Source organism: Microbacterium sp. SL75 (assembly GCF_026625865.1).
Lineage (GTDB): Bacteria > Actinomycetota > Actinomycetes > Actinomycetales > Microbacteriaceae > Microbacterium.
The window spans coordinates 254,032-280,990 of sequence record NZ_CP113067.1; the positions used below are offsets into that span (position 1 = coordinate 254,032).

25 protein-coding genes, 1 tRNA gene and 2 pseudogenes are annotated in these 26,959 nt (G+C 66.8%); 15 read left to right on the top strand and 13 right to left on the bottom strand.

Translation table 11 applies throughout. The features are described from left to right. Nucleotides 1-4: 4 nt before the first annotated feature. From OVA17_RS01155 to pstB, 4 genes are all read left to right on the top strand, one after another. The gene (locus OVA17_RS01155) at nt 5-1,132 is read left to right on the top strand and encodes a phosphate ABC transporter substrate-binding protein PstS (RefSeq protein WP_210073730.1); all 1,128 of its coding nucleotides are present in this window, start codon (nt 5-7) and stop codon (nt 1,130-1,132) included. 156 nt (nt 1,133-1,288) lie between these two features. Next, nucleotides 1,289-2,308 carry a phosphate ABC transporter permease subunit PstC gene (gene pstC, locus OVA17_RS01160; protein ID WP_074696616.1) on the top strand — a complete coding sequence of 340 codons (1,020 nt, stop codon included), beginning with the start codon at nt 1,289-1,291 and terminating at the stop codon, nt 2,306-2,308. Further along, complete coding sequence (pstA, locus tag OVA17_RS01165; protein WP_210073729.1) at nt 2,305-3,393, top strand: phosphate ABC transporter permease PstA; 1,089 nt, start codon at nt 2,305-2,307, stop codon at nt 3,391-3,393. Before pstC ends, pstA begins: the two co-directional genes overlap by 4 nt. A gap of 20 nt (nt 3,394-3,413) precedes the next feature. After that, the gene (gene pstB / locus OVA17_RS01170; protein WP_103206156.1) at nt 3,414-4,193 is read left to right on the top strand and encodes a phosphate ABC transporter ATP-binding protein PstB; all 780 of its coding nucleotides are present in this window, start codon (nt 3,414-3,416) and stop codon (nt 4,191-4,193) included. 56 nt (nt 4,194-4,249) lie between these two features. Here the strand turns inward: pstB and OVA17_RS01175 are convergent, their stop codons facing one another. From OVA17_RS01175 to sigK, 4 genes are all read right to left on the bottom strand, one after another. Continuing rightward, complete coding sequence (locus OVA17_RS01175; RefSeq protein WP_267787637.1) at nt 4,250-5,134, bottom strand: aminodeoxychorismate lyase; 885 nt, start codon at nt 5,132-5,134, stop codon at nt 4,250-4,252. A 188-nt stretch (nt 5,135-5,322) separates the two neighbouring features. Beyond that, nucleotides 5,323-5,961 (bottom strand): DNA-directed RNA polymerase subunit beta, encoded by a 639-nt coding sequence (locus OVA17_RS01180; protein WP_267787638.1) that lies wholly within the window; start codon nt 5,959-5,961, stop codon nt 5,323-5,325. Nucleotides 5,962-6,038: 77 nt separating this feature from the next. Continuing rightward, nucleotides 6,039-6,851, bottom strand: a complete 813-nt coding sequence (locus OVA17_RS01185; protein ID WP_267787639.1) for an anti-sigma factor — start codon at nt 6,849-6,851, stop codon at nt 6,039-6,041. Next, nucleotides 6,848-7,450 (bottom strand): ECF RNA polymerase sigma factor SigK, encoded by a 603-nt coding sequence (sigK, locus tag OVA17_RS01190; protein ID WP_210073725.1) that lies wholly within the window; start codon nt 7,448-7,450, stop codon nt 6,848-6,850. Before sigK ends, OVA17_RS01185 begins: the two co-directional genes overlap by 4 nt. On the opposite strand from sigK, the gene OVA17_RS01195 reads away from it, so the two are divergent. Continuing rightward, nucleotides 7,437-7,613 (top strand): hypothetical protein, encoded by a 177-nt coding sequence (locus tag OVA17_RS01195; RefSeq protein WP_267787640.1) that lies wholly within the window; start codon nt 7,437-7,439, stop codon nt 7,611-7,613. The two genes, sigK and OVA17_RS01195, sit on opposite strands and share 14 nt — an antisense overlap. A gap of 156 nt (nt 7,614-7,769) precedes the next feature. Continuing rightward, a complete protein-coding gene (locus OVA17_RS01200; RefSeq protein WP_210073724.1) occupies nt 7,770-8,441 on the top strand; it encodes a fasciclin domain-containing protein in 672 nt (223 codons plus the stop codon). Between the two features lie 117 nt (nt 8,442-8,558). On the opposite strand, the gene OVA17_RS01205 is transcribed toward OVA17_RS01200, so the two are convergent. Then, nucleotides 8,559-9,608 carry an iron-siderophore ABC transporter substrate-binding protein gene (locus tag OVA17_RS01205; protein ID WP_267787641.1) on the bottom strand — a complete coding sequence of 350 codons (1,050 nt, stop codon included), beginning with the start codon at nt 9,606-9,608 and terminating at the stop codon, nt 8,559-8,561. 23 nt (nt 9,609-9,631) lie between these two features. Here OVA17_RS01205 and OVA17_RS01210 point away from each other — a divergent pair, with 23 nt between their 5' ends. The 6 genes from OVA17_RS01210 to OVA17_RS01235 all read left to right on the top strand — a co-directional run bounded on the left by OVA17_RS01210 (nt 9,632) and on the right by OVA17_RS01235 (nt 14,435). Then, nucleotides 9,632-10,684 carry a FecCD family ABC transporter permease gene (locus OVA17_RS01210; protein ID WP_267787642.1) on the top strand — a complete coding sequence of 351 codons (1,053 nt, stop codon included), beginning with the start codon at nt 9,632-9,634 and terminating at the stop codon, nt 10,682-10,684. Further along, on the top strand, nt 10,681-11,697 hold the full coding sequence (locus tag OVA17_RS01215; RefSeq protein ID WP_267787643.1) for a FecCD family ABC transporter permease: 1,017 nt from the start codon (nt 10,681-10,683) through the stop codon (nt 11,695-11,697). The genes OVA17_RS01210 and OVA17_RS01215 overlap by 4 nt, the downstream gene beginning before the upstream one ends. A gap of 39 nt (nt 11,698-11,736) precedes the next feature. Next, nucleotides 11,737-11,812, top strand: a tRNA-Lys gene (locus OVA17_RS01220). Then, nucleotides 11,785-13,320 (top strand): HEPN domain-containing protein, encoded by a 1,536-nt coding sequence (locus OVA17_RS01225; RefSeq protein ID WP_267787644.1) that lies wholly within the window; start codon nt 11,785-11,787, stop codon nt 13,318-13,320. The genes OVA17_RS01220 and OVA17_RS01225 overlap by 28 nt, the downstream gene beginning before the upstream one ends. A gap of 82 nt (nt 13,321-13,402) precedes the next feature. Continuing rightward, a complete protein-coding gene (locus tag OVA17_RS01230) occupies nt 13,403-13,918 on the top strand; it encodes a hypothetical protein (protein ID WP_267787645.1) in 516 nt (171 codons plus the stop codon). After that, complete coding sequence (locus OVA17_RS01235; RefSeq protein ID WP_267787646.1) at nt 13,911-14,435, top strand: hypothetical protein; 525 nt, start codon at nt 13,911-13,913, stop codon at nt 14,433-14,435. Before OVA17_RS01230 ends, OVA17_RS01235 begins: the two co-directional genes overlap by 8 nt. Before the next feature lie 145 nt (nt 14,436-14,580). Here OVA17_RS01235 and OVA17_RS01240 read toward each other — a convergent pair whose 3' ends face one another. Together OVA17_RS01240 and OVA17_RS01245 are read right to left on the bottom strand one after the other, a co-directional pair. Next, nucleotides 14,581-14,823 carry a hypothetical protein gene (locus tag OVA17_RS01240; protein WP_267787647.1) on the bottom strand — a complete coding sequence of 81 codons (243 nt, stop codon included), beginning with the start codon at nt 14,821-14,823 and terminating at the stop codon, nt 14,581-14,583. Between the two features lie 584 nt (nt 14,824-15,407). Then, nucleotides 15,408-15,737: a hypothetical protein gene (locus OVA17_RS01245; protein ID WP_267787648.1), complete on the bottom strand. Its 330-nt coding sequence runs from the start codon at nt 15,735-15,737 to the stop codon at nt 15,408-15,410. A 230-nt stretch (nt 15,738-15,967) separates the two neighbouring features. Between OVA17_RS01245 and OVA17_RS01250 the strand changes: the two are divergent. Then, nucleotides 15,968-17,148: pseudogene (locus tag OVA17_RS01250) on the top strand (IS3 family transposase). A gap of 138 nt (nt 17,149-17,286) precedes the next feature. On the opposite strand, the gene OVA17_RS01255 reads toward OVA17_RS01250, so the two are convergent. Continuing rightward, on the bottom strand, nt 17,287-17,877 hold the full coding sequence (locus OVA17_RS01255; RefSeq protein WP_267787649.1) for a SipW-dependent-type signal peptide-containing protein: 591 nt from the start codon (nt 17,875-17,877) through the stop codon (nt 17,287-17,289). Between the two features lie 1,078 nt (nt 17,878-18,955). On the opposite strand from OVA17_RS01255, the gene OVA17_RS01260 reads away from it, so the two are divergent. Next, nucleotides 18,956-19,850 (top strand): IS5 family transposase gene (locus tag OVA17_RS01260; RefSeq protein WP_267787650.1). Its coding sequence is split into 2 segments (ribosomal slippage): nt 18,956-19,306 and nt 19,308-19,850, totalling 894 coding nucleotides; the frame shifts between segments, so codons are not numbered across the junction. On the opposite strand, the gene OVA17_RS01265 is transcribed toward OVA17_RS01260, so the two are convergent. Then, entirely contained in the window at nt 19,833-20,030 is a 198-nt protein-coding gene (locus OVA17_RS01265; protein WP_267787651.1) for a hypothetical protein, read from the bottom strand. The two genes, OVA17_RS01260 and OVA17_RS01265, sit on opposite strands and share 18 nt — an antisense overlap. A 223-nt stretch (nt 20,031-20,253) precedes the next feature. On the opposite strand from OVA17_RS01265, the pseudogene OVA17_RS16400 reads away from it, so the two are divergent. Then, nucleotides 20,254-20,430: pseudogene (locus OVA17_RS16400) on the top strand (DUF3846 domain-containing protein); the annotation flags it as partial. A gap of 250 nt (nt 20,431-20,680) precedes the next feature. On the opposite strand, the gene OVA17_RS01270 reads toward OVA17_RS16400, so the two are convergent. The 4 genes from OVA17_RS01270 to OVA17_RS01285 all read right to left on the bottom strand — a co-directional run bounded on the left by OVA17_RS01270 (nt 20,681) and on the right by OVA17_RS01285 (nt 26,644). Beyond that, nucleotides 20,681-21,547: a hypothetical protein gene (locus tag OVA17_RS01270; protein WP_267787652.1), complete on the bottom strand. Its 867-nt coding sequence runs from the start codon at nt 21,545-21,547 to the stop codon at nt 20,681-20,683. Between the two features lie 190 nt (nt 21,548-21,737). Next, on the bottom strand, nt 21,738-22,109 hold the full coding sequence (locus tag OVA17_RS01275; protein ID WP_267787653.1) for a hypothetical protein: 372 nt from the start codon (nt 22,107-22,109) through the stop codon (nt 21,738-21,740). Nucleotides 22,110-22,569: 460 nt separating this feature from the next. Next, nucleotides 22,570-22,860, bottom strand: a complete 291-nt coding sequence (locus tag OVA17_RS01280; RefSeq protein WP_267787654.1) for an LPXTG cell wall anchor domain-containing protein — start codon at nt 22,858-22,860, stop codon at nt 22,570-22,572. Between the two features lie 13 nt (nt 22,861-22,873). Next, the gene (locus OVA17_RS01285; protein WP_267787655.1) at nt 22,874-26,644 is read right to left on the bottom strand and encodes a LamG-like jellyroll fold domain-containing protein; all 3,771 of its coding nucleotides are present in this window, start codon (nt 26,642-26,644) and stop codon (nt 22,874-22,876) included. Nucleotides 26,645-26,959 lie beyond the last annotated feature (315 nt).

A 26,959-nucleotide genomic window follows, 5' to 3' on the forward strand; every position in this document is an offset into this window, starting at 1 on the left:
CACCGTGAAGCTCTCCCGACTCGCCCAGCTGGGCACCGTGGCCGCCGTGGCCTCTCTGACACTCGCCGGCTGCGCCGGCACCTCGGGCTCCGGCGACGCCGCGGGCTCGACCCCCACGTCGACCTCGTCCGACGTCGCGTTCACCGTCGACCCGAACCTCTCGGGCACGATCACGGCCGGTGGCTCGAGCGCCCAGGCGAACGCGCAGGCCGCATGGACGAGCGCCTACAACGCTCAGGCCAAGGGCGTCACGATCAACTACGACAAGTCGCAGGGCTCCGGCGGTGGCGTCACCAACTTCCTGAGCGGCGCGTACGACTTCGCCGGCTCCGACTCGCCGCTGAACGCCGACCAGACGGCCCAGTCCAAGGCCCTCTGCACCGACGGCGGCGTCAACATCCCCGTCTACCTCGACGGTGTCGCGATCATCTTCAACATCCCCGGCGTGACCAGCCTGAAGCTCTCGGGTGAGACGATCGCGAAGATCTTCGCCCTGCAGATCACCGACTGGTCGGACCCGGCCATCACGAAGGACAACGGAACGGCCCTCGCCGCCGGCGCCATCACCACCGTCGCCCGTTCGGACGGCTCGGGCACGACGCAGAACTTCACCAACTACCTCGCCGCGACGCAGTCGTCGGTCTGGACCAAGCCCGCGGGCAAGGACTGGCCGATCGAGGGCAACGTGTCGAAGCAGAAGGGCGGCTCGGGCGTCGTCGAGGCCGTCAAGGCCGGCACCGGCACCATCGGCTACGCCGACCACTCCGCCATCGGCAGCCTGAACGCCGCGTCGATCATCCAGGACGGCACCGCCATCGCTTACAGCCCCGAGGCCGTCACGGCGACCTTCGCCGCTGCCGCGGTCGACGCCAGCAACGGCGTCGCGGGCGACCTGTCGAAGAAGTTCGACTACTCGAAGCTCACGGCTGAGACCTACCCGATCCCGCTCGTGTCGTACGCGATCGCCTGCACCACGTTCAAGGACGCGAAGCAGTCCGAGCTCGTCAAGTCGTACCTCGGCTTCGTCACCAGCACGCTCGGCCAGCAGGTCGCTGCCAAGAACGCCGGCTCCGCGCCGCTGCCCGACTCGGTGCTCTCGGCTGCTGCCGAGACCCTCGCGTCGATCAAGTAAACATCTCTTCGGACTCGGCCCGGCCCGCACCTCGCGTGCGGGTCGGGCCGGGCTGATCGGAGCGGTCGACACCGTCGAATGCTCCGCTGAGCCGACATCCTCAGAGAACACCCGACCGAGGAGAACCCATGACCCGTGCCGAGCGTGAGATCCCCCGTGACTGACACCGTCGCAGACACAGAGACCGCCCCGTCTTCCCCTCCCCCGCCGCGGACGTCGATCGTCGGCAAGCGCCGCGTCGGAGACTCCGTCTTCCTGGGGCTGTCGACCACGGCCGCCGTGTCGATCATGATCATCCTCGCCGGGGTCGCGATCTTCCTGATCATCCGCGGAATCCCCGCCATCACCGGCAACTGGACCGAGGGCGATCTCGCCGGGTACCAGAACGGCAGCTGGACGAACTTCTGGGAGTACGTCGGTCCGCTGCTCTTCGGCAGCATCTGGGCCGCCCTCATCGCCATGGTCATCGGCACCCCGGTCGCCATCGGGATCGCGCTGTTCATCTCGCACTACGCGCCCCGTCGCATCGCCGGCTTCCTCGGCTACATCGTCGATCTGCTGGCCGCGGTCCCCTCGATCGTCTTCGGCCTGTGGGGCATCATCGTCATGCGCCCCCTGCTCGTACCGGTCGGGGAATTCCTCAACCAGTACCTCGGCTGGATCCCGCTCTTCCAGGGCCCCGTGTCCACCACCGGCTCGACGATGTTCACCGGTGGCGTCGTGCTCGCCGTGATGATCCTCCCAATCGTCACCTCCATCACCCGCGAGATCTTCCTTCAGACCCCGCGCCTGCACGAAGAGGCTGCCCTCGCCCTCGGCGCGACACGCTGGGAGATGATCCGTCTCGCGGTGTTCCCCTACGCACGCAGCGGTATGGTCTCGGCCACCCTCCTGGGCCTCGGCCGCGCGCTCGGCGAGACCATGGCCATCGCGCTCATCGTCTCGCCCAGCCTCATCTACTCGGTGCTGCTGCTCACCGACGGCTACAACTCGCAGACCATCGCGGCCAACATCGCGCTGAACTTCCCGATCGCCACCGACCTGCAGCGCTCGGCGCTCATCGGCACCGGTCTCATGCTGTTCGTCGTCTCGCTCGCGGTGAACATGCTCGCTCGATACATCATCGGAGCCACCGGTCCCGGTGCGAAGGGTCGCAAGAAGGGCAAGCGCTCATGACCGTCACGGCCCCCTCGTCCTCCTCTCCCCTGGCACTGACCAGCGGCCAGCTCCCCCGCTTCATCGAGCCCGCGCTGCTGCTCGGGGTCGCGATCGTCGTGGCCGGAGTCCAGTTCCTGCTCGGGGGATTCAACCTCGCGGCGTGGCTCGTCCTGTCCGCGGTGCTCTACCTGATCGCCATCGGAGTCGGCTCCTCGATCGTCGAGAACCGCCGCAAGGCCGTGGACCGGGTCGTGCGCGGACTCGTGACCGTCGCGTTCCTGCTCGCGGTCGCCCCGCTCGTCTCGACCCTGTGGACCGTGGTGTCCAAGGGCCTGGCGGTCGTCAACTGGAACTTCGTCACGCAGGTCGGCGGCACCGCGTTCAACCCCGACACGCTCGAGGTCGTCGCCACTGCCGGTGCCTGGCAGGCCATCACGGGCACGCTCATCATCACGGGGATCGCAGCCCTCATCTCGGTGCCGATCGGCGTCCTCGCGGCGGTCTACCTCGTCGAGTACGCGCAGCCGAACAACCCGCTTCGCCGCGCGATCACCTTCCTCGTCGACGTGATGACCGGTATCCCCTCGATCGTCGCGGGTCTGTTCGCGTTCTCTCTGTTCAGCCTGGTCGTCGGACCGAAGGCGTTCAGCGGGTTCTCGGCATCCATCGCCCTGTGCGTGCTCATGATCCCGATCGTCATCCGCTCCACGGAAGAGATGCTGCGTCTGGTCCCCGCCGACCTGCGCGAAGCCTCGCTCGCTCTCGGCGTGCCCCGATCGGCGACGATCATCAAGGTCGTGCTGCGCACCGCGGCATCGGGGATCATCACCGGTGTCGTCCTGGCCGTCGCCCGCGTGGTCGGGGAAACCGCACCGATCTTCATCGCCGCGAGCTTCACCGACAACTTCAACGCCAACCCGTTCGAGGGCCCCATGCAGACCCTGCCCGTCATGGCGTACACCGCGTACAGCTTCCCGGGGCAGGACATCGACGCTTCGCAGGCGAACGCCTGGGGTGCGGCCTTCCTTCTCGTCGTCCTCGTCGTCATCTTCAACCTGATCGCCCGTATCGTGGCGGCGGTGTTCGCGCCCAAGGCGCGCTGAGCCCAGAAAGGCACACACTCGTGTCCAAGAGCATCGAGGTCCAGGACCTCAACGTCTACTACAGCGACTTCCTCGCGGTCGAGGGCGTCTCGATCGACATCGAGCCGCGCTCGGTCACCGCGTTCATCGGGCCGTCGGGCTGTGGCAAGTCCACGTTCCTGCGCACCCTCAACCGCATGCACGAGGTCATTCCCGGCGGGCGCGTCGAGGGACGCGTTCTCATCGACGGCGACGACCTCTACGGCCCCGGCGTGGACCCCGTGCTCGTGCGCCGCCACGTGGGAATGGTGTTCCAGCGCCCGAACCCGTTCCCGACCATGTCGATCCGAGAGAACGTGTTGGCCGGTGCCAAGCTCAACGACAAGCGCATGGCCAAGAGCGACGCCGACGCCCTCGTCGAGAAGTCGCTGCGGGGCGCGAACCTGTGGAACGAGGTCAAGGACCGCCTCGACAAGCCCGGCGGCGGCCTCTCGGGCGGTCAGCAGCAGCGTCTGTGCATCGCGCGCGCGATCGCCGTCTCACCCGACGTGCTGCTGATGGACGAACCCTGCTCGGCGCTCGACCCGATCTCGACCTTCGCGATCGAGGAGCTCATCGGCGAACTCAAGAGCGAGTACACGATCGTCATCGTGACGCACAACATGCAGCAGGCCTCGCGCGTCAGCGACAAGACGGCCTTCTTCAACATCGCGGGCACCGGCAAGCCCGGCAAGCTCATCGAGTACAACGACACCGCGTCGATCTTCACGGCACCGAGTGTCCAGGCGACCGAGGACTACGTCTCCGGCCGGTTCGGATAACCAGCTCTCATGCGAAGGCCCCGCTCCGGCGGGGCCTTCGTCGTTCTCTCGAGCCCTCAGTCGCGCGGGCTGAGCAGGTAGGCGTTGAGCTCGTCGGTGAACGCGCGGTCGAGCGCCACCTCGATGCCGTCGACGGAACGGATCGGGGCCGCGAGCCGGACGCTTGAGAGGAGCCACGCGGCATCCGCTCTCGTCAGATCTTCGGCCGGCACCGTCTCGTACGTCGTGGCGAAGCCGCGGCCCTCGAGGAAGGCGAACAGGCTGAGCTGCGTCGTCCCGTGCAGGATGCCGGCCTGAGGTTCCGGCGTGACGAAACGATCCCCGAAGCGCAGGACGACGGATGCCGTGGGCGCCTCGAGCACATGACCGTCGCTCGTGACGAACACGGCGTCGTCGGCACCGCGTCGCTTCGCCTCGCGGATCGCGGCCATGTTGACCGCGTACGACAGCGTCTTCGCCCCGAGCAGGAGCCAGGGAGCGCGAGCGGGCACGTCGAGGGCGTAGCCGCGGTCGAGCGTCGCGACGCGGACTCCCTCGGAGCGTGCGCGGTCGTTGTCGGGGGCGTCGGCGAGCGTCACCCAGGCGGTCGGGGCGGGCCCGTGCTCGACACCGCGGCTGAGGAGCAGTTTCATGACGTTCTCGCCCTCGCCCGCGGCGCGCGCGGCGCGCTGGATCGCGACGCGCCATTGCGCGAGGTTCGGCACGGGGAGGTCACAGAGCGCGGCCGAGTGCACCAGACGCGCGAGGTGGGGTTCGACCTCCTGAACGTGCCCGTCGACGACGCCGAGGCTCTCGAAGATCCCGTCACCGCGCTGTGCGCTCAGCTCGCCCACACCGAGAGCGGGGCCGTCGGGGTCGATCTCCCGCAGGGTGTCGGAGTAGTCGTTGCGCTGCACGTCGGATGCCACGGGGTCGATCACGAGAGCGAAGCGCCAAGCCATGGGGCGAGCCTACGCCGCACGACCGACACGCCCGAGCCTTGTCAACGGGGCCGCGGAAGGGAATGTCCGCAGGCGGGTCTTGTTACACTCCTATAGCCGGGCCGCAGTAACCCCGGGCTCCATCTTCTGCCGCTATGAGCGGCCATGCGCCGAGAGGCGTTCTGCGGTCCGGCACTTATCTTTTCCGCTCAGGTCAGCGCGTCACGGCGCCAGAGAGCGGCGGATGCCGAGAGGTCTTCCGCGTAGGTGGCGAGGCGCAGGGCCCGCGTCGTCAAGGCCGAGGCCCGTTCCGATTCGGTGTTCTCGTAGTCGTCGGCCAGGTGTGTCGAGCCCGCGGCCTGCACACGGCAGAACGCCGCTGCGCGGTCGAGGGCGACGGCGAAGTCCCCTTCGAAGAGCCCACGCAGAATCGTGTCGATCAACCGCACGAGTTCTTCGGGGCCCGCGGGGGCGGGGGCGCCGGCGACCACGGCATCCACCGTCGTGATCTCCACACGTCCGCGTTCGTACAGCAGAGCTGCCGTCGCCGCGTCATCGTGGATCATCAGCTGCAGCAGGTAGAGCCGCCAGAGCGCCCCGGGCAGCGATCGGGCGGGCGAGCGCGACCACAGCTCGGCGATGTCGTCGATGCCGTGGTCGTCGGTGAAGGCGATGAGACGCTCGACCACGTCGACGCTCGGATCGGCCCGCACTCGCGACAGCAGGGCCTGCGCCGTGCTGTGCGCAACCCGCGATACCTCGGCCGGATCCTCCGCGGAGAAGAGACGATCGAACAGCTCGGCGGGACGCCGAACCGGCTTGTGGAACTCGCGGGGGGAATCGCTCATCCATCCAGGCTAGAGCGTCGATCTGCTCCCCCGGGCCGCTCGCCTGTCCCCGCGAGCGGCCGAGGAGGCACGAGGAATCAAGCCGTGGCGACGACCACGACGGGGGCGGTGCTGGGCGTCCCGTCGGGCGATCCGCCGGCGGGCTCGATCGTCACCGCGATGACGTCTCCCGCGTGCATCTCTCCCTGGAGGACCGCCGTAGCCTTCCCCGCTTCGTCGGGCTCGAAAGTCCCGGCCGCGATCGGGGTGTCGCCGCGGACGAACCACAGCTCGTAGGTCTTGTCGGCGGCGAGGGCCGGCATCCCGTCGGTGACGAGCACGCTCTGCCCGGTCGACGGCGACCAGTGCGCGGTCGCCACCGTTCCGTCGGGGAGGGTGGTCGACGCCGACTGGGCGTCGGGGGCCTGCTCGATCGACCTCAGAGCGACGACGGAGGCCGGCGGTGAGACCAGTTGGCTGACCGTGACGGCCCCGAAGCCCAGAACGAGGACGGCCGCGAACGAAGCCGCGAGGGTGAACCACCGGCGGGGTCCCCAGCCGGATGCCGCGGACACACCGGTCGACGCCGTCTCGCGCTCCGGCTCGATCGGCGTCACACCAGCGGCGGCGTAGTCTTCGTCGGCGGATGATGAGGCAGGAAGGGTCGCCACGCCGACCGACTCCTGCGGCAGTTCGGAGATACGCGCGAACAGCGAGGCCCGCACGGAGGGCGGGGGCTCGACGGGTTCGACGGAGGCGCTGATGGCGGCGACGGCGTCGGCTGCATCGCGGACGTGGTGGTCCCAATGCGGGTTGCCCGCCAAAGCCTCCTGGTACGCGCGTTCATCTGCCTCGGAGAGCGCATTGAGCGCGTGTCCGACGGCGAGGTCGGCGAAATCCCTCTCGTTCACTTGTCCACCCCCATCTCGATTCTCAACCGCGACAATCCGTCACGCATTCGTGTCTTGACCGTACCGAGCGGCGCCCCGACCAGGGTCGCGATCTCACTTTGGCTGTACCCGCCGAAATAAGCGAGCGTGAGTGCTTCCTTCTGAGCGTCCGGGAGCGCCGCCAGTGCATCGACGACGCGCCGCCCTTCCATCTTCAGTTCGACTTTCTCGGAGACGGCGTCGTAAGCGACGTCCATATCCCGGAAGCCCGCGCGCACGTCTCGATCGACACTCGACTGCGATGACCGCACGCGGTCCACCGCTCGACGGTGAGCGATCGTGAGAACCCACGATCTTCCCTGTCCCTTGTTCGGAGTGAAGCGCCCGGCGGATTGCCAGATCTCCAAGAAGACTTCTTGAAGCACTTCCTCGCTCTGCGAGCGGTCGACGAGCACGCGCAGGATCAGGCCGAAGGCGCGAGCGGACAGTGAGTCGTAGAGCTCCGCGAAGGCCGCCCGATCGCCATCGGCCACGCGCAGCAGGAGACTCCCGACGTGGTCGGCGTTCTCCACCCCGTCGTCGGGAAGGTCGAAACCGTCGATCACCATGGCATCCATCATTGCCTACCTCTCGCGCGCGCCCACGCGAGCGCACGCGCGTGGCGGAACAGATATGGGCAAACCGTTACCCGGCCACCCCGAGGCGAAGCAGCATCCGGCGGTGCGGTTCAAAAACATTCTCAAGAATATTTACGAGCTTCTCATCAGGCTTTTTTATGCCTGACAACACCTGCGCGCGGCCGAATTCGCAACATTTCGCAATCCGATCGCGAGGGGGTCCCGAAGACCCTGTGTAAGCCGCTCCACGGCGAACCGCCCCTCGCACCGGGGTGTCCCTGACGGGTCGCAGACGCGATCCGGATGATTTCGGAGGAATGTCATGCTCACCAACAAGAAGCCCGTTGTCGCTGGTCTCGCCCTCGTTCTGGGTTCGGCCTTCGCTCTCACCGCATGTTCGGGCGGCACCACCTCGGGTGGCTCGACCACCGAAGAGAGCTCGATGCCCTCGATGTCGGCATCGCCGTCGATGTCGTCCAGCGCCATGGACCCCGCCGCGAACCTGGTCGGCCCCGGTTGCGCCGACTACGCCGCCGCCGTTCCCTCGGGCTCGGGCTCGGTTGCCGGTATGGCCGCTGACCCGGTGGCCACCGCCGCCTCGAACAACCCGCTGCTGAAGACGCTTACCGCGGCCGTCAGCGGCCAGCTGAACCCCGACGTGAACCTCGTCGACACGCTGAACGGCTCGGAGTTCACCGTCTTCGCCCCGGTCGACGACGCGTTCGCCAAGATCCCGGCCGCGACCATCGACGGGCTCAAGACCGACTCCGCCACGCTGACCAAGATCCTCACGTACCACGTGATCCCCGGCCAGCTCACCCCCAGCGAGATCGATGGCACGCACGCCACGGTCGAGGGCCAGGACGTCACCGTCGCCGGCTCGGGTGACGCCATCACCGTCAACGGCTCGACCAACGTCATCTGCGGTGGCGTCCAGACGGCCAACGCCACCGTGTACCTCATCGACTCGGTGCTGATGCCCCCCACCATGTAATTCCCGGACGCGCGTTCATCCGCGCTTCCGAGCGGTCGATGATCGACCGACCCTGACGGCGAGCGCCGGACCCCAGGCGAGGGGGTCCGGCGCTCGCTTTCGTGTCTGCGGGGTTCGTCAGTCCCCGACGGTCCGGATGATCTCCTCCTGGACGAGACGCGCGGCGATCGGCCCGGCGTTCATGAACCACGGGTCGAAGTCGACGGTGACCGTTCGCTTGTCCGCCACCGCGCCGAGGGTCGGCCAGAGCGGGGCACTCTCGATGAAGGTCCGCCCCTGCCCGGTTCCGCCGTAGTAGACGCGGTCCGCATCGGCCAGGTCGATCTGCTCGGCGCTGATCTCCTGCGACGTCTCGTCGAACTGCTGCGACGCCGGGCGCCCCAGGTCGAGATCCTGGGCGATACCTCCCGCGAACGACGGCAGTCCCATGATGCGGGTGCGGTCACCGGTCGATTGCAGGAACGACACCGTGGGCTCGCCGGCGGGATGCGTCTGGGCGAAGGCAGCGCTCTCGCCCTGCAGGTCGTCCAGCACTCCGCGCGCGGTCCCCTCGTCCCCGAGGGCGTCGGCGATGAGGAGGAAGTCGCTCTTCCAATTGACGCCGTTGCCCTTGGTCACGACGGTCGGTGCGATGGCGGAGAGGGCGTCGTAGAGCTGCGCGCCCCGGGTCGAGTTGATCAGGATGAGGTCGGGGGCGGCCTGTGCGATCGCCTCGAGGTCGGGCTCGGTGCGTTCGCCGATATCGGCCATGGCATCGAGCGCCGCCGCCTTGTCGGGAAGCGCCTCACGGAGGTATTGCGGCACGAGGCCGCTGTTCTCGGCGCGGGTCGCGGCGACGGGCACCTGCCCGAGGGAGAGCAGCGCGTCGAGCTGCCCCGTGGAGACGACCGCGATGCGCTGGGGTTCGGCCGCGATCTTCGTCGTTCCCGCGAAGTGGGTCACCTCACGGGGGAAGACGCCATCCGCCTCGGGCGAGCCCATCCCGGGTTCGAGGTCTCGCGAGACGATCCACTGCCCGGTGGAGCCCGCCTCGGCATCCACGGTCGAGGGCCCCGTCGCGGGGCCGGCGCACCCGGCCAGGGCCAGGGCGGTCGCGACGACCCCGGTGGCGAGCAGATGTCGGGGACGAAAACGGGCACGGTGGGACGAGAAACGAAAGAGAGTCACGGGGTTAGGTTATCCTTACCCGCATGCTCGACGTCCACCCGTCCGTCACCCCGGGCGTGGTTCTCCCGGGACGCCGACGACGCTCCTCGCGTGCTCGAGCTCTCTCGATCACCCTCGCCGTCGGTGGCATCCTGTGTCTTCTGATCCTCGCGAGCTTCGCGGTGGGGTCGCGTGCTCTCGCGCCCTCCGAGGTGTGGTCCGCCCTTCTCACGGATCGACGGGATGCCGTGGGCGTCATCGTCTACGAGCTGCGCCTGCCCCGCACGCTCACCGCGATCTTCGCCGGGGCCTGCCTCGGCGTCGCGGGAGTGCTCATGCGGGCCGCCACACGAAACCCCCTCGCCGACCCGGGCCTGCTCGGTGTGAACGCGGGGGCCGCTCTGGGAGTGGTCGTCGCCATCGGGTTCTTCGGCGTCGCGACGGCGAGCGGGTACGTCTGGTTCGCGTTCGCCGGTGCGGCGGGAGCGTCCTTGCTCGTCCACCTGGCGGCCCGTGGGGACCGCCGTGACGACGCGATCGGCCTCGTTCTCGCGGGCGTCGCGCTCAGCGCCTGTCTCGGCGCCGTCGTCCGGATCATCACCTTGGTCGACGATGACACCTTCGAGTCGTTCCGTTTCTGGGCGGTCGGCTCGTTCGAGCGGCGCGATCCCGACGTGGCCGCGCAACTCCTCCCGTTCGCGGTGGCGGGCGTCGTTCTGGCCCTTCTCGTCTCACGCGGCCTCGATCAGCTGCAGCTCGGAAGCGACCTGGCCCGCTCACTCGGTGTCTCTCCGGCGCTCATCATGCTCGGCGCCGGCGCCGCGATCACCCTGCTCTGCGCCGCCGCGACCTCGGCTGCCGGCCCCCTCGCCTTCATCGGGCTGCTCGTGGCGCACGCCGTGCGCGGGGCGGTCGGCGGATCCGTGCGCGTCTCACTCCTCCTCGCGGCCGTCACGGGCGCCGCCCTGACCCTGGCGAGCGACGTACTGGGACGCGTGATCGCGCTTCCGGGTGAGGTCGAGGCCGGAATCGTTGCCGCCGTCCTCGGCGCCCCGCTGTTGTTGTGGCTCATCCTGCGAAAGACGAAGACACCGTGAGCCTGGGAACGCCCCTGCGCACGTCCGCTCGATCCCGGAGGCGTCGCCGGTACGCCCTGGTCCTCGTGACGACCCTGGTCGTGCCTTCGATCGCCGCCGTCGTGGGCCTCACGACGGGCTCCTTCCACGCGTCGCTGGAGCAAGTGGCATCCGCCCTCACCGGAGAGGGCGACGGACGCACCACCGTCGTGGTGGTGGGGCTGCGGGTGCCGCGAGTGCTCGCCGCCCTCGCGATCGGCGCTGCCCTCGGGCTCGCCGGCGCGGTGTTCCAGACCCTCGCCCGCAATCCGCTCGCGAGTCCCGACATCATCGGGTTCAGCGCCGGATCCGCCACGGGTGCGCTCGTCGGTCTCACACTCATCGCTCCGTCGGCGTCTCCAGCGGCCGGAGCGTGGATGGGCGGGCTGCTCACCATCGTGATCGTCATGGCCATCGCCCGCAGCGTCGGCGTCTCACGAGAGAGGACGATCCTCGCGGGAATCGCCCTGTCGACCCTGCTCTCGGCCGTCAACGACTACCTGCTCACCCGGGCTCCCCTCGAAATCGCACGGAATGCGACGCAGTGGCTGCACGGGAGCCTCGCGGCCACCTCGTACGACGATGTGGGGCTGTTGCTCGTGACGATCGGCATCCTGTCGCTCGTTCTGGTGGTCATGTACCGGGATTTCCGCGCTCTCGAACTGAGCGATGACACCGCGGTCGCGCTCGGCGTACGCACCGGTCGCGTGCGCCTGCTGCTGATCGTGGTCGCCGCGCTGTTGACGGGCACCGCGACGGCTGTCGCCGGCCCCATCGGCTTCATCGCCCTCGCGACACCCCAACTCGCCCGACGCACGATGGGAACGAGCGGCATCCCCCTCGTCGGCTCCGCGGTCACCGGCGCGGCCGTGCTGCTGGTCGCCGACGTGATCGCCCAGCGAGCGCTGGCTCCGCTGCAGATCCCGGTGGGGCTGCTGACCGCCGTCGTCGGCGGCGCGTACCTCTTCTGGATCGTGTCGCGCCGACGGAGGTGAACACGAGCGCCCCCGCGAGGCCGGTAGGCTGGTCGTCGAGGGCCTCTAGCTCAGTCGGTAGAGCATCGGACTTTTAATCCGCGGGTCGTGGGTTCGAGCCCCACGGGGCCCACCATTGAGGCGATAAGATCGCGCGGCTCCGGCCCACACGCGCAGTTGAGAATCCCGGCGCTGAGGAGAATCGTGACGACGGGAGAGTTCAGTCGCCCAGACCTCGCGGATCTCATAATTCAGGCAGCGCTGAGCATGCATGAGTTCGGCCATTCGCAACTCGCAAAGGGTGGCTACTTCCCTCGCGTCGAAGAGGTTCCGTACAGAGAGAATGAGCACGGCTGGCCCTCCGTTACTCGCTCGTTCTACCCATTCGGCGGCAAGTCCGATTTCGTGGAATGGACAAGCGTCTTTGGGGCTGAGAAGAATGAGACGCTGAAGTTCGACGTCCGGGACGTCCCTGCGCTCGCACCGTTGGTAGACGAGGCTATCGCTGACGAGACTCTTGACCGAGCGTTCGACCCGCTCGGAGTGGGCCGACGCGACGAGGCGAAGCGGAGACGTTGGCTAGGAGGGGGCGCGGTTACCGAAGCCGCAAGACTATTGATGCGCGCGGAGGCGTTGGGGGATGTATCGGAGGCATCGTTACGCACGATCTACGGGCAGTGGGAGCGAGGACATTTTGAGAAGGAGATCATCGGCGACCTCCTTTATCCAATCCTTCTTACGCACTTCGATATAGATGACCGGGTGGAAGTCGGGCCCGGAGTCTCAATCGAACGCATTCCCGAAGAACTCCACAGAGTGCGAGCGCTGTCGATAGGGCACAGCGAGGTGAACCCGTTCCTTGCTTCCGCTGCAACCCACGCGCTGGTGCTGCACGATCAGCGCTTCGACAACTCAGACGGCCCGCTCGCGCGGCGACTCAAATTCGATGTACAGGCGCCGGGGCGCGAGGCGGCAGATCTGTTCTTTCAGGCTCTGACAGTCGCGAGCGGACACGAGAGCGGATACGCCCAAGTGTGCCTCCGCCCCCACGGCTGGGCGACGGGTTGGCGACTAGATCTCCCACCGCTCGAGCTTGTTAGTTCGCTGGTTGCGTACCCGCGAGCGTTCAATGGCGGCTGGAACGGCGACGGCGTATCGGTCGACGCCGCAGCGTTAGGAACGCTCCCTGCCTTGCTCGCAGGCTTACAGGCGACAACGCCGCGAGCGAAGCTAGCGGCGCGAAGGTTGCGTCAGTCGTCAATGCGCGAGCACCACGATGACATCGTGATCGACGCATGCATCGGCATCGAAGCGTTGGTGGGCGAGGAACACGACGAGCTAGTCCACCGAATGGGGTTGCGTGCCTCTGTCGCCCTCTCGAAAGTTGGCTGGAACGCGAACGCTGCGTATGACGTGCTGAAGAAGGTATACGGACACCGCTCGAAGATCGTTCACGGCACGGAGCCAAAGAACGCAACAATCACGATTGCAGACGCGAAGTATCAAGTGGCACCCACCGCGGTCTTTCTGCTCCGATCGCTCCTCCAGGCTCACTTACTCGCAACGCCGCCCTGGAGCCCCGCGGGCCTGGACGCTCTTCTGTTCGACGCGATCAACGGTCACGGCGAGGGGCAGCCACAGTGACCGACCCTCTCCGCTGGCTAGCGTCTCCGGCGGAACCTTGGCGTCGACCCCAACCGCGTTCGGAAGTCGATAGGGTGTGCGCATGACAGAGGGCGTGGCCAAGAAGCGTCGCACCCTGCGTATCGGCAACGGACAGATCACCCTCGACTGGAAGTTCTGGCTTGCGTTCGTCGGGGCCGGGGTTATCATCTGGATCGGTTTCAGTTCGAGCACCAAAGAGAACCCATACGGCGGCGTCCTCGCGTCCGTCTCAACGGTCGTCGGCACGCTCGTCGGCGTCGCATTGCAGTTTCAGCCCGTCCCGCTCGACCAGAGCCCTCGTGCGGAGGGCGCAATCCGAGGACTCGGCATCATCGCGCAACTGACGAATGACACCAACGTGGTCGTGGGTCAAGTCGCCACCACCACGAAGGAAGCGCGCACATCAATGGCATTGGCAAGCGTGCAAACGAGCCTGACTCAGATCAGCGTCGAACTCCAAATGTCGATGGTGCAATGGGACGGGGTCGCCCCCGGATCGTTGACGAATTTCGAAGAAGATCGCAAGAAGGGTAGCGATCTACTTCGCAGAATGACGGAGGCAAATGACAGTGAGTGATTCGAACTCGGCAGAAGTTCCGCGCTTGCGAGGCCAGGTCGCAGAGCTCGTAAGTGACCGCGAAGTCATCCTCAACCGTGGCTCCAACCACGGCGTGCAAGAGGGCCAGTACTTCGCGATATTAAACCCAGACACCATCGGCATCACCGATCCAGAAACCGGCGAGGACCTCGGCGGCATCCGCGTCGTCAAGGTGGTCGTGGTGGCAGTGGAGGTCGCTGCGAAGCTCACACTCGCAAGGACCTTTCGCACTAAGACGTTGAACGTCGGCGGATCTAGCACCGCCGCGTCGACACTGGCCGGTGTGAGTTCAATGTTTAACCCTCCAAAGTACGTCGAGACCGTTGAGAAACTGACGATCGATAGAAACGCACCGAGGAAGATTTCGCCTTCTGAAAGCGTGGTCAGCAAGGGCGACCCATTCGAAGAGGCCTATGAAGATGAGGTTGAAGACGTTCGGACCATCACGCTGTTCGAGGCAGATGACCGGTGGCGCGCGGGAGAGGTCGAGAGCTAGCGGTGTGGGACAAACGCCTCGAACTTCGCAACCTGTTGCGAGTAGTCGGATGGGTACAAGTGTGAGAGTAGATCGTGTCCGTTGTGACGCCGCTTGCGTGGCCCAGTCACCGGCTCACCTGGTACGGCGGGAAGCCCGCCTCGAGCTATAAACTGGCGGCGGTGTGGCGGAGATCGTGTACGCGGATCGCGGATAGCTGCGCGCGGACCAGGGCGGGCGCGAAGTAGTTGTGACGGAAGGTCGCGACGTCCCAGACACGGTCGTAGTCCACACGGTGCGACCCTGGCGTCCGTCCCGGCCAGAACATCGCGTCGCCGCCGCCGGAGCGCAGGTGTTGGATCTTCGCCGACTTCAGGTCGGCCAGCAGCTTCCGGTCCAGGATCGGCACGTCACGCTATGAGCGGCGGGACCTCGGCGTTCCGACACCCATTCCTCCACTTCCTGGTCTTGGCTCTTGATCCACTATGCGGCCCGGCCCTTCGCCTCGCGGGCGCGGGCAACGATCGCGTGACATTGAGATCGCATGGTCTTGGCATAGCGCGTGTGATTTGTAAGCGATCCATCGTGCAACAGATCGATTCCGCCGTAGGAGGCGCTGCAGCTCGCCTTCTTCCCATCCAGACCATCGTGAAACACAACGCGGCCGACGGCGACGGCACCCAGAGCATGCAGGGACGTCACCCGCCCGGGTCACGCGGCAGAGGTAGTGCGCGAGCGCCTGGCCGAACCCGATGGCATCCCCGTCACGACGCCTGCTGTCGATGTAGCGCGAGAACAGCTTAGGCCCCCTTCGGCCGTTTCCGTTGGCGCATCCGGCGACCTATCGGCGCGCCTCTGCTGACAGGCCTTCTCCCGCGCCCCGGCCAGAAGTCCGTCCGACCGCGCCCCGTAAGAACCCATCCGAGGCAATCAGGCCGGCGTCAGGAGACAGCGGGAAAGTTGGCACTTCTCGCCGGTGGTAAGCGGAGACCGTTATGGCATGTGCAATGTAGTTATTCCTCGATCGTCCACTAACCCGGATTGGGCCTGAGTGTCGTAGGCCTCTTGCACGGGAACGGCAATGCCCCAGCGTGTCCATTCGCGGACGCTGGTCGTCGTGTCGTCGAAAGCGTTCCACGTTTCGTCCCCCACTAGTTCGGGCAGAGGAACGAGAATGCGAAAGACACCCGGAAAGGGTGAAGAGCTGGAGAACTCGATCTCTACGCCGCGCTCGAGCGGGCGCAGGTATCGCAGGGTGAGTTCCTTGAGGTACCCGCTTTCGAACTCGTCGTGAAGCGGACCGAGGAAATCGATTTTGCTCATCCGGCTACCTGGCGCACCCATGCGGGGCAAACGGTAGGGCCGACGCAGTATGCGGTGATGATGCCGCGGGGTGCGCCGTCGCTAAGTCGGGTGTTGTTGGAGATAACACGGACGTCCATCGTCTTGTCGACTCGGCACGAGCCAAGCCAACACGTGAACAGGGGCGTGAGGAACGGATCGGTGACAACTGATCGTTAGTGCCGGGAGGCGCTGGCGGGGAGGATGTCATCATGCCCGGTCCTTATCCCAGAGAGTTCCGCGAGGACGTTGTCGCGGTCGCTCGTAGCCGCGAGAGCGGCGTCACTATCAAGCAGGTTGCGACGGGCTTCGGGATCAGCGAAGCAACGCTGCAGAACTGGCTCCGCCAGGCCGATGTCGAAGAGGGCAACCGGCCCGGACAAACCGCCGCCGATGCCGCTGAGGCGCGGGAGCTGAAGAAGCGGATCCGGCTCCTCGAGCAGGAGAACGAGGTCCTCCGCCGTGCGGCGGCGTATCTGTCGCAGGCGAACCTGCGCCTCGGTGGCTCCCCAAAATGACGTACCCGCTCGTTGCTGAGCTCGCCGATGCGGGGATCCCCGTGACGGTGTCGTGCCGGGTTCTCAAGCTCGCCCGCCAGCCCTACTACCGGTGGAAAGGCGACCCGATCCGTGACGCCGACATCGTCCGCGCGTATCGGATCAACGCCCTGCACAACGCTCACCACGACGACCCGACGTTCGGCTACCGATACCTCGCCGACGAGGCCCGCCGAGCGGGTTGGCGGATGAGCCGCCGGACGGCGTGGAAGCTGTGTTCGCAGGCCGGGATCCTCTCGTCGGCGCAACGCCGCCGGCGCGGGAAGGGCAAGAAGGCCGGTCCGCCGGTGTTCGATGATCACGTGCAGCGCGTGTTCCGCGCCGACGCACCGAACCGGGTCTGGCTGACCGACATCACCGAGCACCGCACCACCACCGAGGGCAAGCTGTACTGCTGCGCGATCAAGGACGTGTTCTCCAACCGGATCGTCGGGTACTCGATCTCGGATCGGATGACCGCGAAGCTCGCCGTCGACGCGCTCCGTAACGCCGTCGCCCGCCGCGGTGAGGTCGCCGGGTGCATCCTGCACGCCGACAGGGGTAGCCAATTTCGCAGCCGAGCCATGGCCCGCGAGCTGCGCCGTCACGACATGGTCGGATCCATGGGCCGAGTCGGCGCGGCCGGGGACAACGCGGCCATGGAGTCGTTCTGGTCGCTTCTTCGAACGAACGTGCTCAACCAGCAGCGGTGGACGACGCGTCAGGAGCTGCGACTGGCCATCGTGGTCTGGATCGAGCGGAAGTACCACCGCCAACGAACCCAGGACACCCTCGGCGGCTTGACGCCGATCGAGTTCGAAGCGAAGCTAACCGAGCCGCTCACACTCGCGGCCTAAACCGAACCTGTCACCAGTTCGTTCTTCACGCCCCACGTCATGGCTGGTGATTTCGGGGCCTATGACAAGTCAGGCCTGCGGTGTGCTGTCACCGAGGAGGGCTCCCGCTGGTGTTTTGCCAGCGGGAGCCCTGGCGGATTACACGCCGCCGGCCTGGATGGCGCTGATCATCAGTTCGAAGGGCAGGCTGAGGCCCTGGAACGTGTTGTCGGTGGTGGCGGGCAGCCAGGCGCGGAACTTGATGACCTGGGTCGCGTTGGATGCCAGCACCGAGGAGCTGCTGATCGCTTTGCCTGCCTGGTTGTCCAGCGCGCCAGGCGTCGACCAGCTGAACCCGCCGTCCGTGGAGTACTGCAGCATGAGCTGCTTCGCGAGAGCGTTCTCCTGGGCGGTCGAGGGCGACGTTCGGTTAATGAACGCCTTCCAGTTGATCGCAGCTGTGCCGTTGTTACGCACGTTCAGGTTGAAGGTCTGCGCCTTCGTGGCCACATCTGCGTCTGCGATCGGCAGGACGTTTGCGAACGTCACCGCCTGCGGCGCGGCCGCGGTTCCACCATCCGACGGGTTGCCGAGGATGACAGTGCCTGCGGTAATCGAGTTGGCCGCGATCTGCTTGGTATCCGTGAAGTACGCGCCGGTGGCTACCGTGCCGCCGAGGCCGACACTGAGCAACACCATCGACGCGATCAGCGTCTTTTTCTTGTTCCAGGTGGAGGGCTTGAGGTTCATGGTTGTCGACTTTCTTTCCATTGAGAGGGATTGCAGGGCAGCGTCAGAATCAGCGCGGGCGCGAAGGATCTTGACGCCAGGGCCGGCCGCTGTTGCAACTAAGTACGTAGCCGGGGTCTGTAGGGGGGGAGAATTTGGTTCGTCACGATCCCGAATTGATGACGGCGCCGCGAGATGCCCCTCCGCTACCCGCAAAGGGGGCAGGCGGCTCGTTGCACCCAGACCCCTTGGACCGGCTGCAGGAAGAGCACCTGTGGTTACTCGCTGCCCTCGGAATTCGTTATCGAGCGACGCCGGAAGCGACAGCTGAGAGACAGAAACCGCGTCTTCGCGAGGCGCCAGCGTGGTGAAGAGAAGCGGTCAGGGGTCTGCATGCACCGGGGCTGTCTGATCGCAGAAGTCAATCTGCCAGCGCACCTCTTGCGCCACTGGCTGAGACAAGTCCGCAGCTACCCCTGGCGAACAGACGGACATTCGAACCGGAGCCGCTTTTTACGCGAGCGCTGAAGCTGACCGGGGCAGTCCCCGGCAAAATCAGCAGATCATCCGACGCACTTCTATTCGCGTCGATGATTACATCCCGAACCTCCGAAGACTGGAACGTCGCCTCATGTGCCGCGTGGGCGGGGCTGGCCCGGCGAACGCAAGCACGCCGAGGTTGAGGCCTGTAGTCGGCGTGATGTTCGCTGACGGGGCGACCGGAGCGGTGCACGCCAATTGAGGCTCCTCGGGTCAAAAGGGTATGAAGCGGATTGCTACGGTACGAACGAGGTGTTTGTGATCATTATGCACATTACGCACCCTCAACGCTACTTAGCGGATCATTTTGGTCCTTAGTTCCTTCGGCGTATGGGAGGTCAGCACCCGTACCCGCCAGCGATCGAGGCGCCGTACGCCCGTGGACGGAACCCCTGACCAGAAGAGGCCGCCTTGTGCGTCTCGCCGGCTATCCCGGTGAAACGCACCACCTCACACACGTGGCGGGCCGAGACCGGCGGCGCCAGACCAGGCGTGACCTGCCTCCCACACCTAGGGCGTGTCTCCCAAATGGGTGGGGTGAGTCGGTGATGCTAGAGACGTGTCGCGGTTCCAGTTGCTTTCGGATACTCAATGGGATCTGATCAGCGGGTTCTTGCCCGGTCCGACCGGCCGTAAGGGCCGCCCCTTCTCGGACGCGCGAACGATGGTCGAGGCGATCGCGTATCGCTATCGGACAGGGATCGCGTGGCGGGATCTGCCGGAGGTGTTCGGCCCGTGGCAGACGGTGTGGAAGTGGCACCGTCGGATGGCCGGCGATGGAACCTGGGATCGTGTCCACGCGGCGCTGCTGGCTCGCGCCGACGCGACCGGCAAGCTCGATTGGTCCGTGTCGGTGGACTCCACGATCGCTCGCGCCCATCAGCACGCGACGAACATCACCCGGGTCACGGGGGGCTTCGTCGAACTACAACAATCCGCTGATCGAGCCGCCTGATCACGGGTTCGGCCGCTCCCGAGGCGGACTCTCCACCAAGCTCCACCACCTGGTCGACGGTCGCGGCCTGCCACTGGTGATCGCGGTCACGCCGGGCCAGTCCGGGGACTCGCCCATGCTGATCCCGTTGCTGCAGCAGTTGCGCGTCGCCCGCCCGATCGGTCGCCCCCGCACCCGACCCGACCGGCTCCGAGGCGACAAGGCGTACTCGCCCCGGGCAATCCGACAGCACCTGCGTGACCGCAGCATCCAGGCCGTCATCCCGCAGCCATCGGATCAGATCGGCCACCGCGTCCGACGCGGCTCACACGGCGGACGACCCATCACTTACGACCGCGACGACTACCGAAACCGCAACGTCATCGAACGCCGCTTCGCCACCCTCAAACAATGGCGAGGCCTCGCCACCCGCTACGACAAACTCGCCACCGTCTACCGCTCAGCAGCCGCCCTCAACGCCGTCATCGCCTGGACCCGCCATTTAGGAGACACGCCCTAGCTGGACATCATCGCCCAGCTCAACGACCGGACCGTCACCGACGAAGTCCGCCTCGCCATCGACGCCTGGATCGACAAAACCAAAGCCGACCCAGCTACTCAACGCCGCACGAAAGATGTCCGCCACGAGATCGAACGCGAGGCAGTGGGCAAACGCCACGCCACCGCCGCCATTTTCCACGCCGCACCGGCACCGAAGACCCCGCGCACGCCGTCGAAGCCCCGGGCAACCTGACGGCTCCACCTCACCCCGGGCGGCCGGCTTGAGCACGCCCATCCACGGACGCAGCTCGCCGGCCGCCCCGACCACTCGCCCACTTCAAGTCCGCCAGCTCGTTTGTGCTCTGCGATTTCACGAAAACCATCCCGGTTCCCGGTCGCACGCAGGAAGGAGGAACACCCCCATGGTGCAGAGCATCACCATCCCGGCAGACAACACCACAACCCTCAGGACCAGCACGTTGGATTCGCTCGAGGACTACCGGCGGACCGTCGGCGGCCGTATCGAAGCGGTCGACATCCCCGACCTCGGCGTCACGATGTACGTCAACGAGGAAGGGCTCATCCGCGACTTGCCGTTCGACCGGCGCGCCACATTCTTCGGCGATTCCACGTCCCGCACGCCCGCGACACACGTCTCATCGGCGACGTCGTGGTCCTTGGACTCACGGAAGACGAGGGCGAGAACACCGAGCTACCGGAGGATCTTCGGACCGCGGCTGTTCGCGGAACACGGAACGGGATGCGGTCATCGTGTGAGCGTCGGACGGTTCGTGGCCCTCTCTCACGGCGACGCCTACGCCTGCGCCGTCGCGTGGGAGAGGGGGCCGTTCAGCCCGCGTCGATCAGTTCTTGCATTCTTTCAAGCCGCTCGGTCTCGGCGGACAGGGCTGAGGGGAAGAGGTCTGGTTGTCTGTCGATCGCCTGCCGCTGGTAGGCGCCGAGAACGTCGTAGAAAACGTCGGGCCATCCACTTTCTTCTGTGCATTTCGCATCAGCCGTCGCAGCGTCGATCTTCTCTCGCGTCGGCATTCCCTGAGCGTCGTTCATGGGCTCGTCGAATCGCGCGTACTGATACCCCTTCGACTCCATGCACGCGACCCACTGCGCGTTGACCGCCGACACCGCGTCGTGGTGCAAAGCGAGGCCCAGAACCTCGGATTCCAGGGGCCGTAGATCGATATAGGGAATATCGATCTTCTTCTCGATGGCCGCATAGCAACCGCCCTCGTCGGGGAGCGCGCCTCGGGAATCCCGGGGAACCTCATCGGCGGGAAGTCGTTCTGCGGGCCCGGTAGAACCGGGTATCGATGCGTTTTCCGGGCCGAAGAGGACTCCGGCGATCTTTGCATCGCTGATGGGGTCGCCCGTCTGCACGGGGAAGATGTTCACGGGCGAGGAGATGTAGAAGCCGCTCCCGTTCACCCACGGAGTTCCGGGCGCCTGTGCGTACGCGTACGTCTGCACCTGGTCCATCGGCCGGAAACCCGGCCTGCCGCCCCACTGGAACCAGTAGGGATTCTCCGGGTCATCGCTCACCTGTTGGATGTAGTCGCCGGCGAAAACGGCGGTCATGCCGTATTCGGCGAGACAGCCCGACAGCAGCCGCGCATGCTCGAGCTGGAGTTGCTCTCGAATCGCTGGGCTCAGCGCATACGCATCGAACGGCAGCGCCTGTGTCTCAGCGAAGCTCGGCACGGGATCAGGGACGCGAGGAGTCTCCCACGCATCCCCGGAGCTCGATGCGCACCCTGACAGCACCAGGCAGACAGCGGCTGACGCCGCCAGGAGATACCTCGATTTCACCGGTGTGAGCTCATTCCGATTGACCGTTCGCGGAAAGGAAGGGGCCGGCCCCGGCGTGCGGGACCGGCCCCGATCGGAGGGCTTAGCCGGCTGAGTACGCCGAGAAACCGGAGCAGCCGATGTCGTTGCCGTTGTTGATGGAGCAGGCGCGGATACGGATCTGACCGACACCGGTGATGGTCTTGTTCTTCGTCGTGCCGGCGCCGTCGGTGTTGTCGAAGGTCCCGATGCCGCCGGCCTTCGTCTCCCACTTCGTGCGTGCTCCCCACCCGTCGTTCCGGACGTCGGAGGCCGAGAGCCGGTCGGCTCCCGCGTTCCAATACGCCGTCGCGCGCTGGTATCCACCGTTGGAGTACGAGGCGCTGGCGTCGGCCGTAGCCGCCGCCGAAGACCCCAGAACGAGTGCTCCCGCGACGAAAGCCACTGCCCCCAGCATGCCAATCTTCTTCTTCATTTTTGCCCCCCTATTCAGATCGACAGGTCAATGTGACCAGTCGGCGTCAGACTATTCAGGCGCTGCAAAGAAAGTCAATCATGGACATTTTGCTCAGTGAACGCTGAGCGAGGGCAGTCGTCCGCGAGCTTTACATTCCTGGAAAGCCGAAAACTCTCGCCTCGCGCTCTTCGAGCGGACTCGAATGACCACGCCGTCCGAAGAGCTATTGCGCGAAGCGGCGCAATGTGATCGAGTGAGCGAAATCGAGGATCACTGCGCCTGAGGCGAAAACCCACTTTCCACCCGGGGTGACACCCCTGTCATTCTGCGTTGCGCTGTCGATAACACCCGTGGAGTTCGCGAAATCCGAAAACAGAGACGACGCCAGCGGTGAAGATGTGCAGCCGTCGAGACGAGAACAGCTGCCTCATGCATGCTGTGGGCCCCGCCCGACAGGACGGGGCCCACAGCGCCTACGTCAGACCGAGCGCGAGCGACGCCGCAGCGCCACCAGGCCCGCGCCCGCGGCGATCAGCCCGAAGGCGCCGAGGCCCAGGGCCCAGGACATTTCCGCACCGGTGCGCGCGAGACTTCCGGCCGGCACCACCTGCACGCCCAGGCGCGCGAGAGTCGACCCGTCGGCACGAGTGATCACGAGGGTGTGCGCACCGGTGGCGAAATCGGCGGGAACCGTCACGCGGAACGTGACCGCACCGCGGGCATCGGCCGCGGGGATGCCCGTGATCGTGAGCGGCTGACTGTTCAGCACGGCGCTGATCTGCTCACCCGCCGCCACACCCGTCACCGAGACGGTGAACGACCCGCCCTGTTCGACCCGTGACGAGCCTCGCCGTGGCCGTCGTGCCCGCGGACGGGCTCTGCGACGCGGAAGGCTGACCTGGAACGGGCGCGCTCGGCGAGGGAGAGACCGTCGGATCGGGAGAAGCCGACGGCTCAGGGGACGGCTCGGGCGAGGGCGTGACCTCGGTCACCAGAGTCCCCTTCGCGAACAGGGTGCCGACCTCCTCGGCATCCAGCGCCCTGTCGTACACCCGCACCTCGTCGAGGTCGCCGCCGTAGAGACTGTCGGGTCCGTACTGCGACTTGGCCAGCATGCCTCCGATGCCGCCCGAGGCCTCGAGGTCGGAGGCGTCGAAGATCGTGGCGATCTCGGCGACCTTCGCCCCGTTGACGTAGGTGACCAGCGTCTTCTGACCGGTGAGGACGAGGGTGACCTGCGCCCAGGTGCCGGCGGGGAGGGCCGCCGCGCCCGACTTGTTCTCGGTGAAGCCCGACTTGATCGCGGCGGCGACGCCTCCGCAGTCGGCACTGGTGAACAGGTAGTTCGACGTGCTCGAACCGAGCGACAGGGGCCACTCGCAGGGGGCGGCGCCGTCCCACTTCATCCACGTCGACACGGTGAGGTCACGCGTGCCGTCGGGCACCACGTCTCCCGCGATCGTCGCGAAGGCCGCGCTCGAGCCGGCCCGACCGCCCGGGAACGACAGAGCGGAGTCGCCGTCCACCGCCCGCGCGCCGGTCGCGATGGTCGCACCCGTGCCGCGGATCGTCGCGTCGTGCCCGTGCCCGGAGACGTCGGTGACGCGGGAGCCTTCTGTCGTGGCATCCATTCCGTCGAAGCTGTAGCGCAGCAGCAGATCGGCCTCGGCCTTCACCACCGTGATCGTCAGCGTCGCCGTGCGACCGTCGGTCGTCGTGGCGGTGATCGTCGAGGTGCCCGCCGAGACTGCGGCCACCTGACCCGAGCCGTCGACCGTCGCCACCGAGGGGGTGCTGGAGGTCCAGGTCACCTTCTGGTCGGCGTTCGCGGGCGCCACCGACGCCGACAGCGAGGTGGTCGCCCCGACGGCGAGAGCGCGCGAGTCGTAGCCGATCGACAGAGAGGTGGATGCCACGGAGCCGCCCACCGCGGTCACGGTGGCGATCGCGGGAGTCACCGAACCGTCGTCGAGCGCCCCGCGGATCTGCACGCTGTCGCCCGGGGCCTTCAGCGCGGAGAGATCCTGCTGCTCCCAGGTGACACCGACGTCGATCGCACCGGCGCCCCGTGCGGCCTTCACCGTTGCGGGCAGGGCTACCGAGGCGGTGCCCGGAGCCACGTCGTACGACAGCGGCTCGACCGAGGTCACGAGCTGCTCGGGGTTGTAGGTCGCGATGAGGCGGTCGCGCTCTTCACGGGTGATACCGAAGGCGACGCCGTGGCGCGGGGAGGGCGGCAGCGAGTACTTCGCGGGAACCTTCCAGTCGACCTTCCCCTCTTCGAGCGACTCGGTGTAGAGCGGGATGTATCCGCCGCCGCCGTACCAGTCGACGAGCACGTAGTTGCGGTCGCCGTTGATGTCACCGGGGTTCGAGCGGAAGGCCGAGGGGCCCTCGGTCTCGGGCAGGCCGGCGTTCGCCGAGAGGCAGGTGTCGAACTTCGTCCACTCCCCCGAGGTCGATGGAGCGCGCAGATCGGTGCCCTTCTCCGCCACGATGTCGGGGCGGCACGCGGTCTGCTCGGTGCCCTTGGTGAAGCGGTAGTACGTGCCGTCGCGTTCGAGGATCGTGGTGTCGATCAGACCCGCGTTGGTCTTGCGCAGGCCCTCGATGTCGCCCGACTTGATGTAGGGCACAGCGGGGGTGAACGTGACGAAGTCGCGCGTGGTGGCCATGAGGATCTGCGGACCGTTGCCGTCTTCCTGCGTGTGCGCGTCGTCGAGGAACAGGCGCGACGACCAGTACACGACGTAGGCGTCGATGGTCGGGTCGTAGTGGGCCTCGGGCGCCCACGTCATGCCGGCGCTCGGCGGTGAGACCTCGATGTGACGCTGCTCGCCCCAGTTGACGAGGTCAGTCGACTCCCAGATCTCCAGGTAGCGGCTGCCGTTGTCGGTCGGGAAGCCCTTCCGCGCGGCCGAGAGGTCGGTCGCGATGAGGAAGAAGCGGTCGCCCTCCTTCGAGCGCAGCACGAACGGGTCACGCAGACCCATGTCGCCCTTGGTGGACTCGAGCACCGGGTTCGCGTTGTTGAGGGTGCGCCAGTTGAGCGCGTCGTTGCCCTCGGAGACGGCGAAGCGGATCTTCTCACCGTCGATCGTGTTGTCGCGGAAGTACACGAACATGTACGCCTCGTCGTCTTCGCGTGTGTGCTCGGACGCGGCGAGAACGGTGATCGGGAGCTGCACGGTCCTGGTCGCCTCACCCAGGCGCAGAGTCGCGGTGAGTGTCACCGCCGTGTCGCTGTCACCACGAGTGACGCGGCCCTTCTCCACGACGTCAGGCGAGACGCCCGAGTCGGTGTCGGTGACGACCGCGGTGTTCGAGGACGACCACGAGATCTCCACCTCGCCGGCCTGCGCCGACGAGAACGTGCGCTTCAGATCTGTGCCCGTGTCGGGGAGGGTGATCGATCCGCGCACGTCACCGGAGAGCCCCGCCTGCGAGGGCAGGGCGTCGGCGACCTGACGGACGGCCTCGTCCTGCTCCGTAGCCGACAGCGCGCGCACCGTCACCGCGATGGGGGAGGCGACGCGCGTCTGACCGCCGAGGGTGAGGGTGGGGGTGAGCTGCACGGTCGTGTCGCCGACGCTCGCGGAAGGACGCGTGACGGTGCCGTCGGCGGCCACCACGGCCGCGTCGCTCGTCGCCCACGAGACCGAAGAGCCAGCCTCGGTGCTGGCCGGCAGCTGCAGATTCCGATCGACGCTCGAGGTGTCGCCGAGCGACACGGAGTCGGATGCCAGCACGGCGCGGTATCCGTCTGCTCCGACGGAGCGGATATCGTCGGCCGACAGCGCGCTGTTCCAGATGCGGACGTCGTCGATCGCCCCGACGTAGTAGGGGTCGTCCCAGAACGAGCGCCCGAGATAACCGCCCACGCCGTTCTGACCGAGTGCGGCGTCGATCGTCTGCGTGATGCCGGTGAGGTCGGCATCCGCGCCGTCGAGCTGCCCGTTGACGTAGTAGGTGAGCCGCTGCCCGGGCTGGAAGACGAGGGTGACGTTCGCCCACTGCCCCACCGGCAGGGCCGATCCGCCGTTGCCGACGCGACGCTCGCCGGAACCGTCCGACACCGCCCCGTAGGTACCGTTGCAGCTCGTCGAGGCCAGGACGTTCTTCGTCGTCGAACGGCCGAGACCGAAAGCGAGCTGGCACGAGCCGTTGCCCGCGCCCTCCCACTTCGTCCAGAGGCTCACGGTCAGGGCCGTATCGGTGGAGGCGACGACGTCGTTCGGCAGCGTCACGTACGGGGCGACCGCATCGGCGTCGTTGCGACCGCCCGAGAGGCGGATGGCCTTGTCGTTCGCAGCGCCCGTGACGCCCGGAACGATCGTGATGCCGCCGTTCTGAACCACGCCGTCGGCTCGTGGCGACCGCGTGCCGGTGTCGGGGATCGCCGCCCCGGCACCGAGGGTGCCGCTCAGGGTGTCGAAGGTGTAGTGCAGGCCGGGCTCGGGCACGGCCGCGGCCGAAGCAGCGGGGACCGTGACGAACGTCGACGCGGCGACTGCGGCGACGGCGGTGGCGGCGAGGAGACGGGGGACGCGCATGGGCAGGACGCTCCGTTCGGATGCGGGGACGGGCTGGCGATGCGGCGCCGTTCACCGAATACGAAAGGACAGCAGCTCTGCTGACTTTTCGAGTCGGCGCTGTGTTAGCGCTCACACTCAGAAGCACCGTACAAGGCGCTCGTGCGGCGGTCAAGCATCGATGCGGTCACGACGTGAAGGTTCACATGTGCCTTGCGCTAGCCCGCGCTCATTGTTTAATGTCGGTCGCGACCCAGGCCGGAAACCGCATTACCGGCCCGGGACCGCCACGACGACGTGCGGTCCGGTCGCCTCGCCGGCGACCCGGACGAGACG

What these genes read in the sequence shown, in the direction of transcription:
- pstA (WP_210073729.1), top strand. Translation starts at nt 2,305, where the DNA reads ATGACCGTCACGGCCCCCTCGTCCTCCTCTCCCCTGGCACTGACCAGC.
- OVA17_RS01245 (WP_267787648.1), bottom strand. Translation starts at nt 15,737, where the DNA reads ATGAGCAAAATCGATTTCCTCGGTCCGCTTCACGACGAGTTCGAAAGC.
- OVA17_RS01175 (WP_267787637.1), bottom strand. Translation starts at nt 5,134, where the DNA reads ATGGCTTGGCGCTTCGCTCTCGTGATCGACCCCGTGGCATCCGACGTG.
- OVA17_RS01275 (WP_267787653.1), bottom strand. Translation starts at nt 22,109, where the DNA reads ATGAAGAAGAAGATTGGCATGCTGGGGGCAGTGGCTTTCGTCGCGGGA.
- OVA17_RS01230 (WP_267787645.1), top strand. Translation starts at nt 13,403, where the DNA reads ATGACAGAGGGCGTGGCCAAGAAGCGTCGCACCCTGCGTATCGGCAAC.
- OVA17_RS01210 (WP_267787642.1), top strand. Translation starts at nt 9,632, where the DNA reads ATGCTCGACGTCCACCCGTCCGTCACCCCGGGCGTGGTTCTCCCGGGA.
- OVA17_RS01195 (WP_267787640.1), top strand. Translation starts at nt 7,437, where the DNA reads ATGGCATCCATCATTGCCTACCTCTCGCGCGCGCCCACGCGAGCGCAC.
- OVA17_RS01285 (WP_267787655.1), bottom strand. Translation starts at nt 26,644, where the DNA reads ATGCGCGTCCCCCGTCTCCTCGCCGCCACCGCCGTCGCCGCAGTCGCC.
- sigK (WP_210073725.1), bottom strand. Translation starts at nt 7,450, where the DNA reads ATGATGGATGCCATGGTGATCGACGGTTTCGACCTTCCCGACGACGGG.
- OVA17_RS01255 (WP_267787649.1), bottom strand. Translation starts at nt 17,877, where the DNA reads ATGAACCTCAAGCCCTCCACCTGGAACAAGAAAAAGACGCTGATCGCG.
- OVA17_RS01180 (WP_267787638.1), bottom strand. Translation starts at nt 5,961, where the DNA reads ATGAGCGATTCCCCCCGCGAGTTCCACAAGCCGGTTCGGCGTCCCGCC.
- OVA17_RS01200 (WP_210073724.1), top strand. Translation starts at nt 7,770, where the DNA reads ATGCTCACCAACAAGAAGCCCGTTGTCGCTGGTCTCGCCCTCGTTCTG.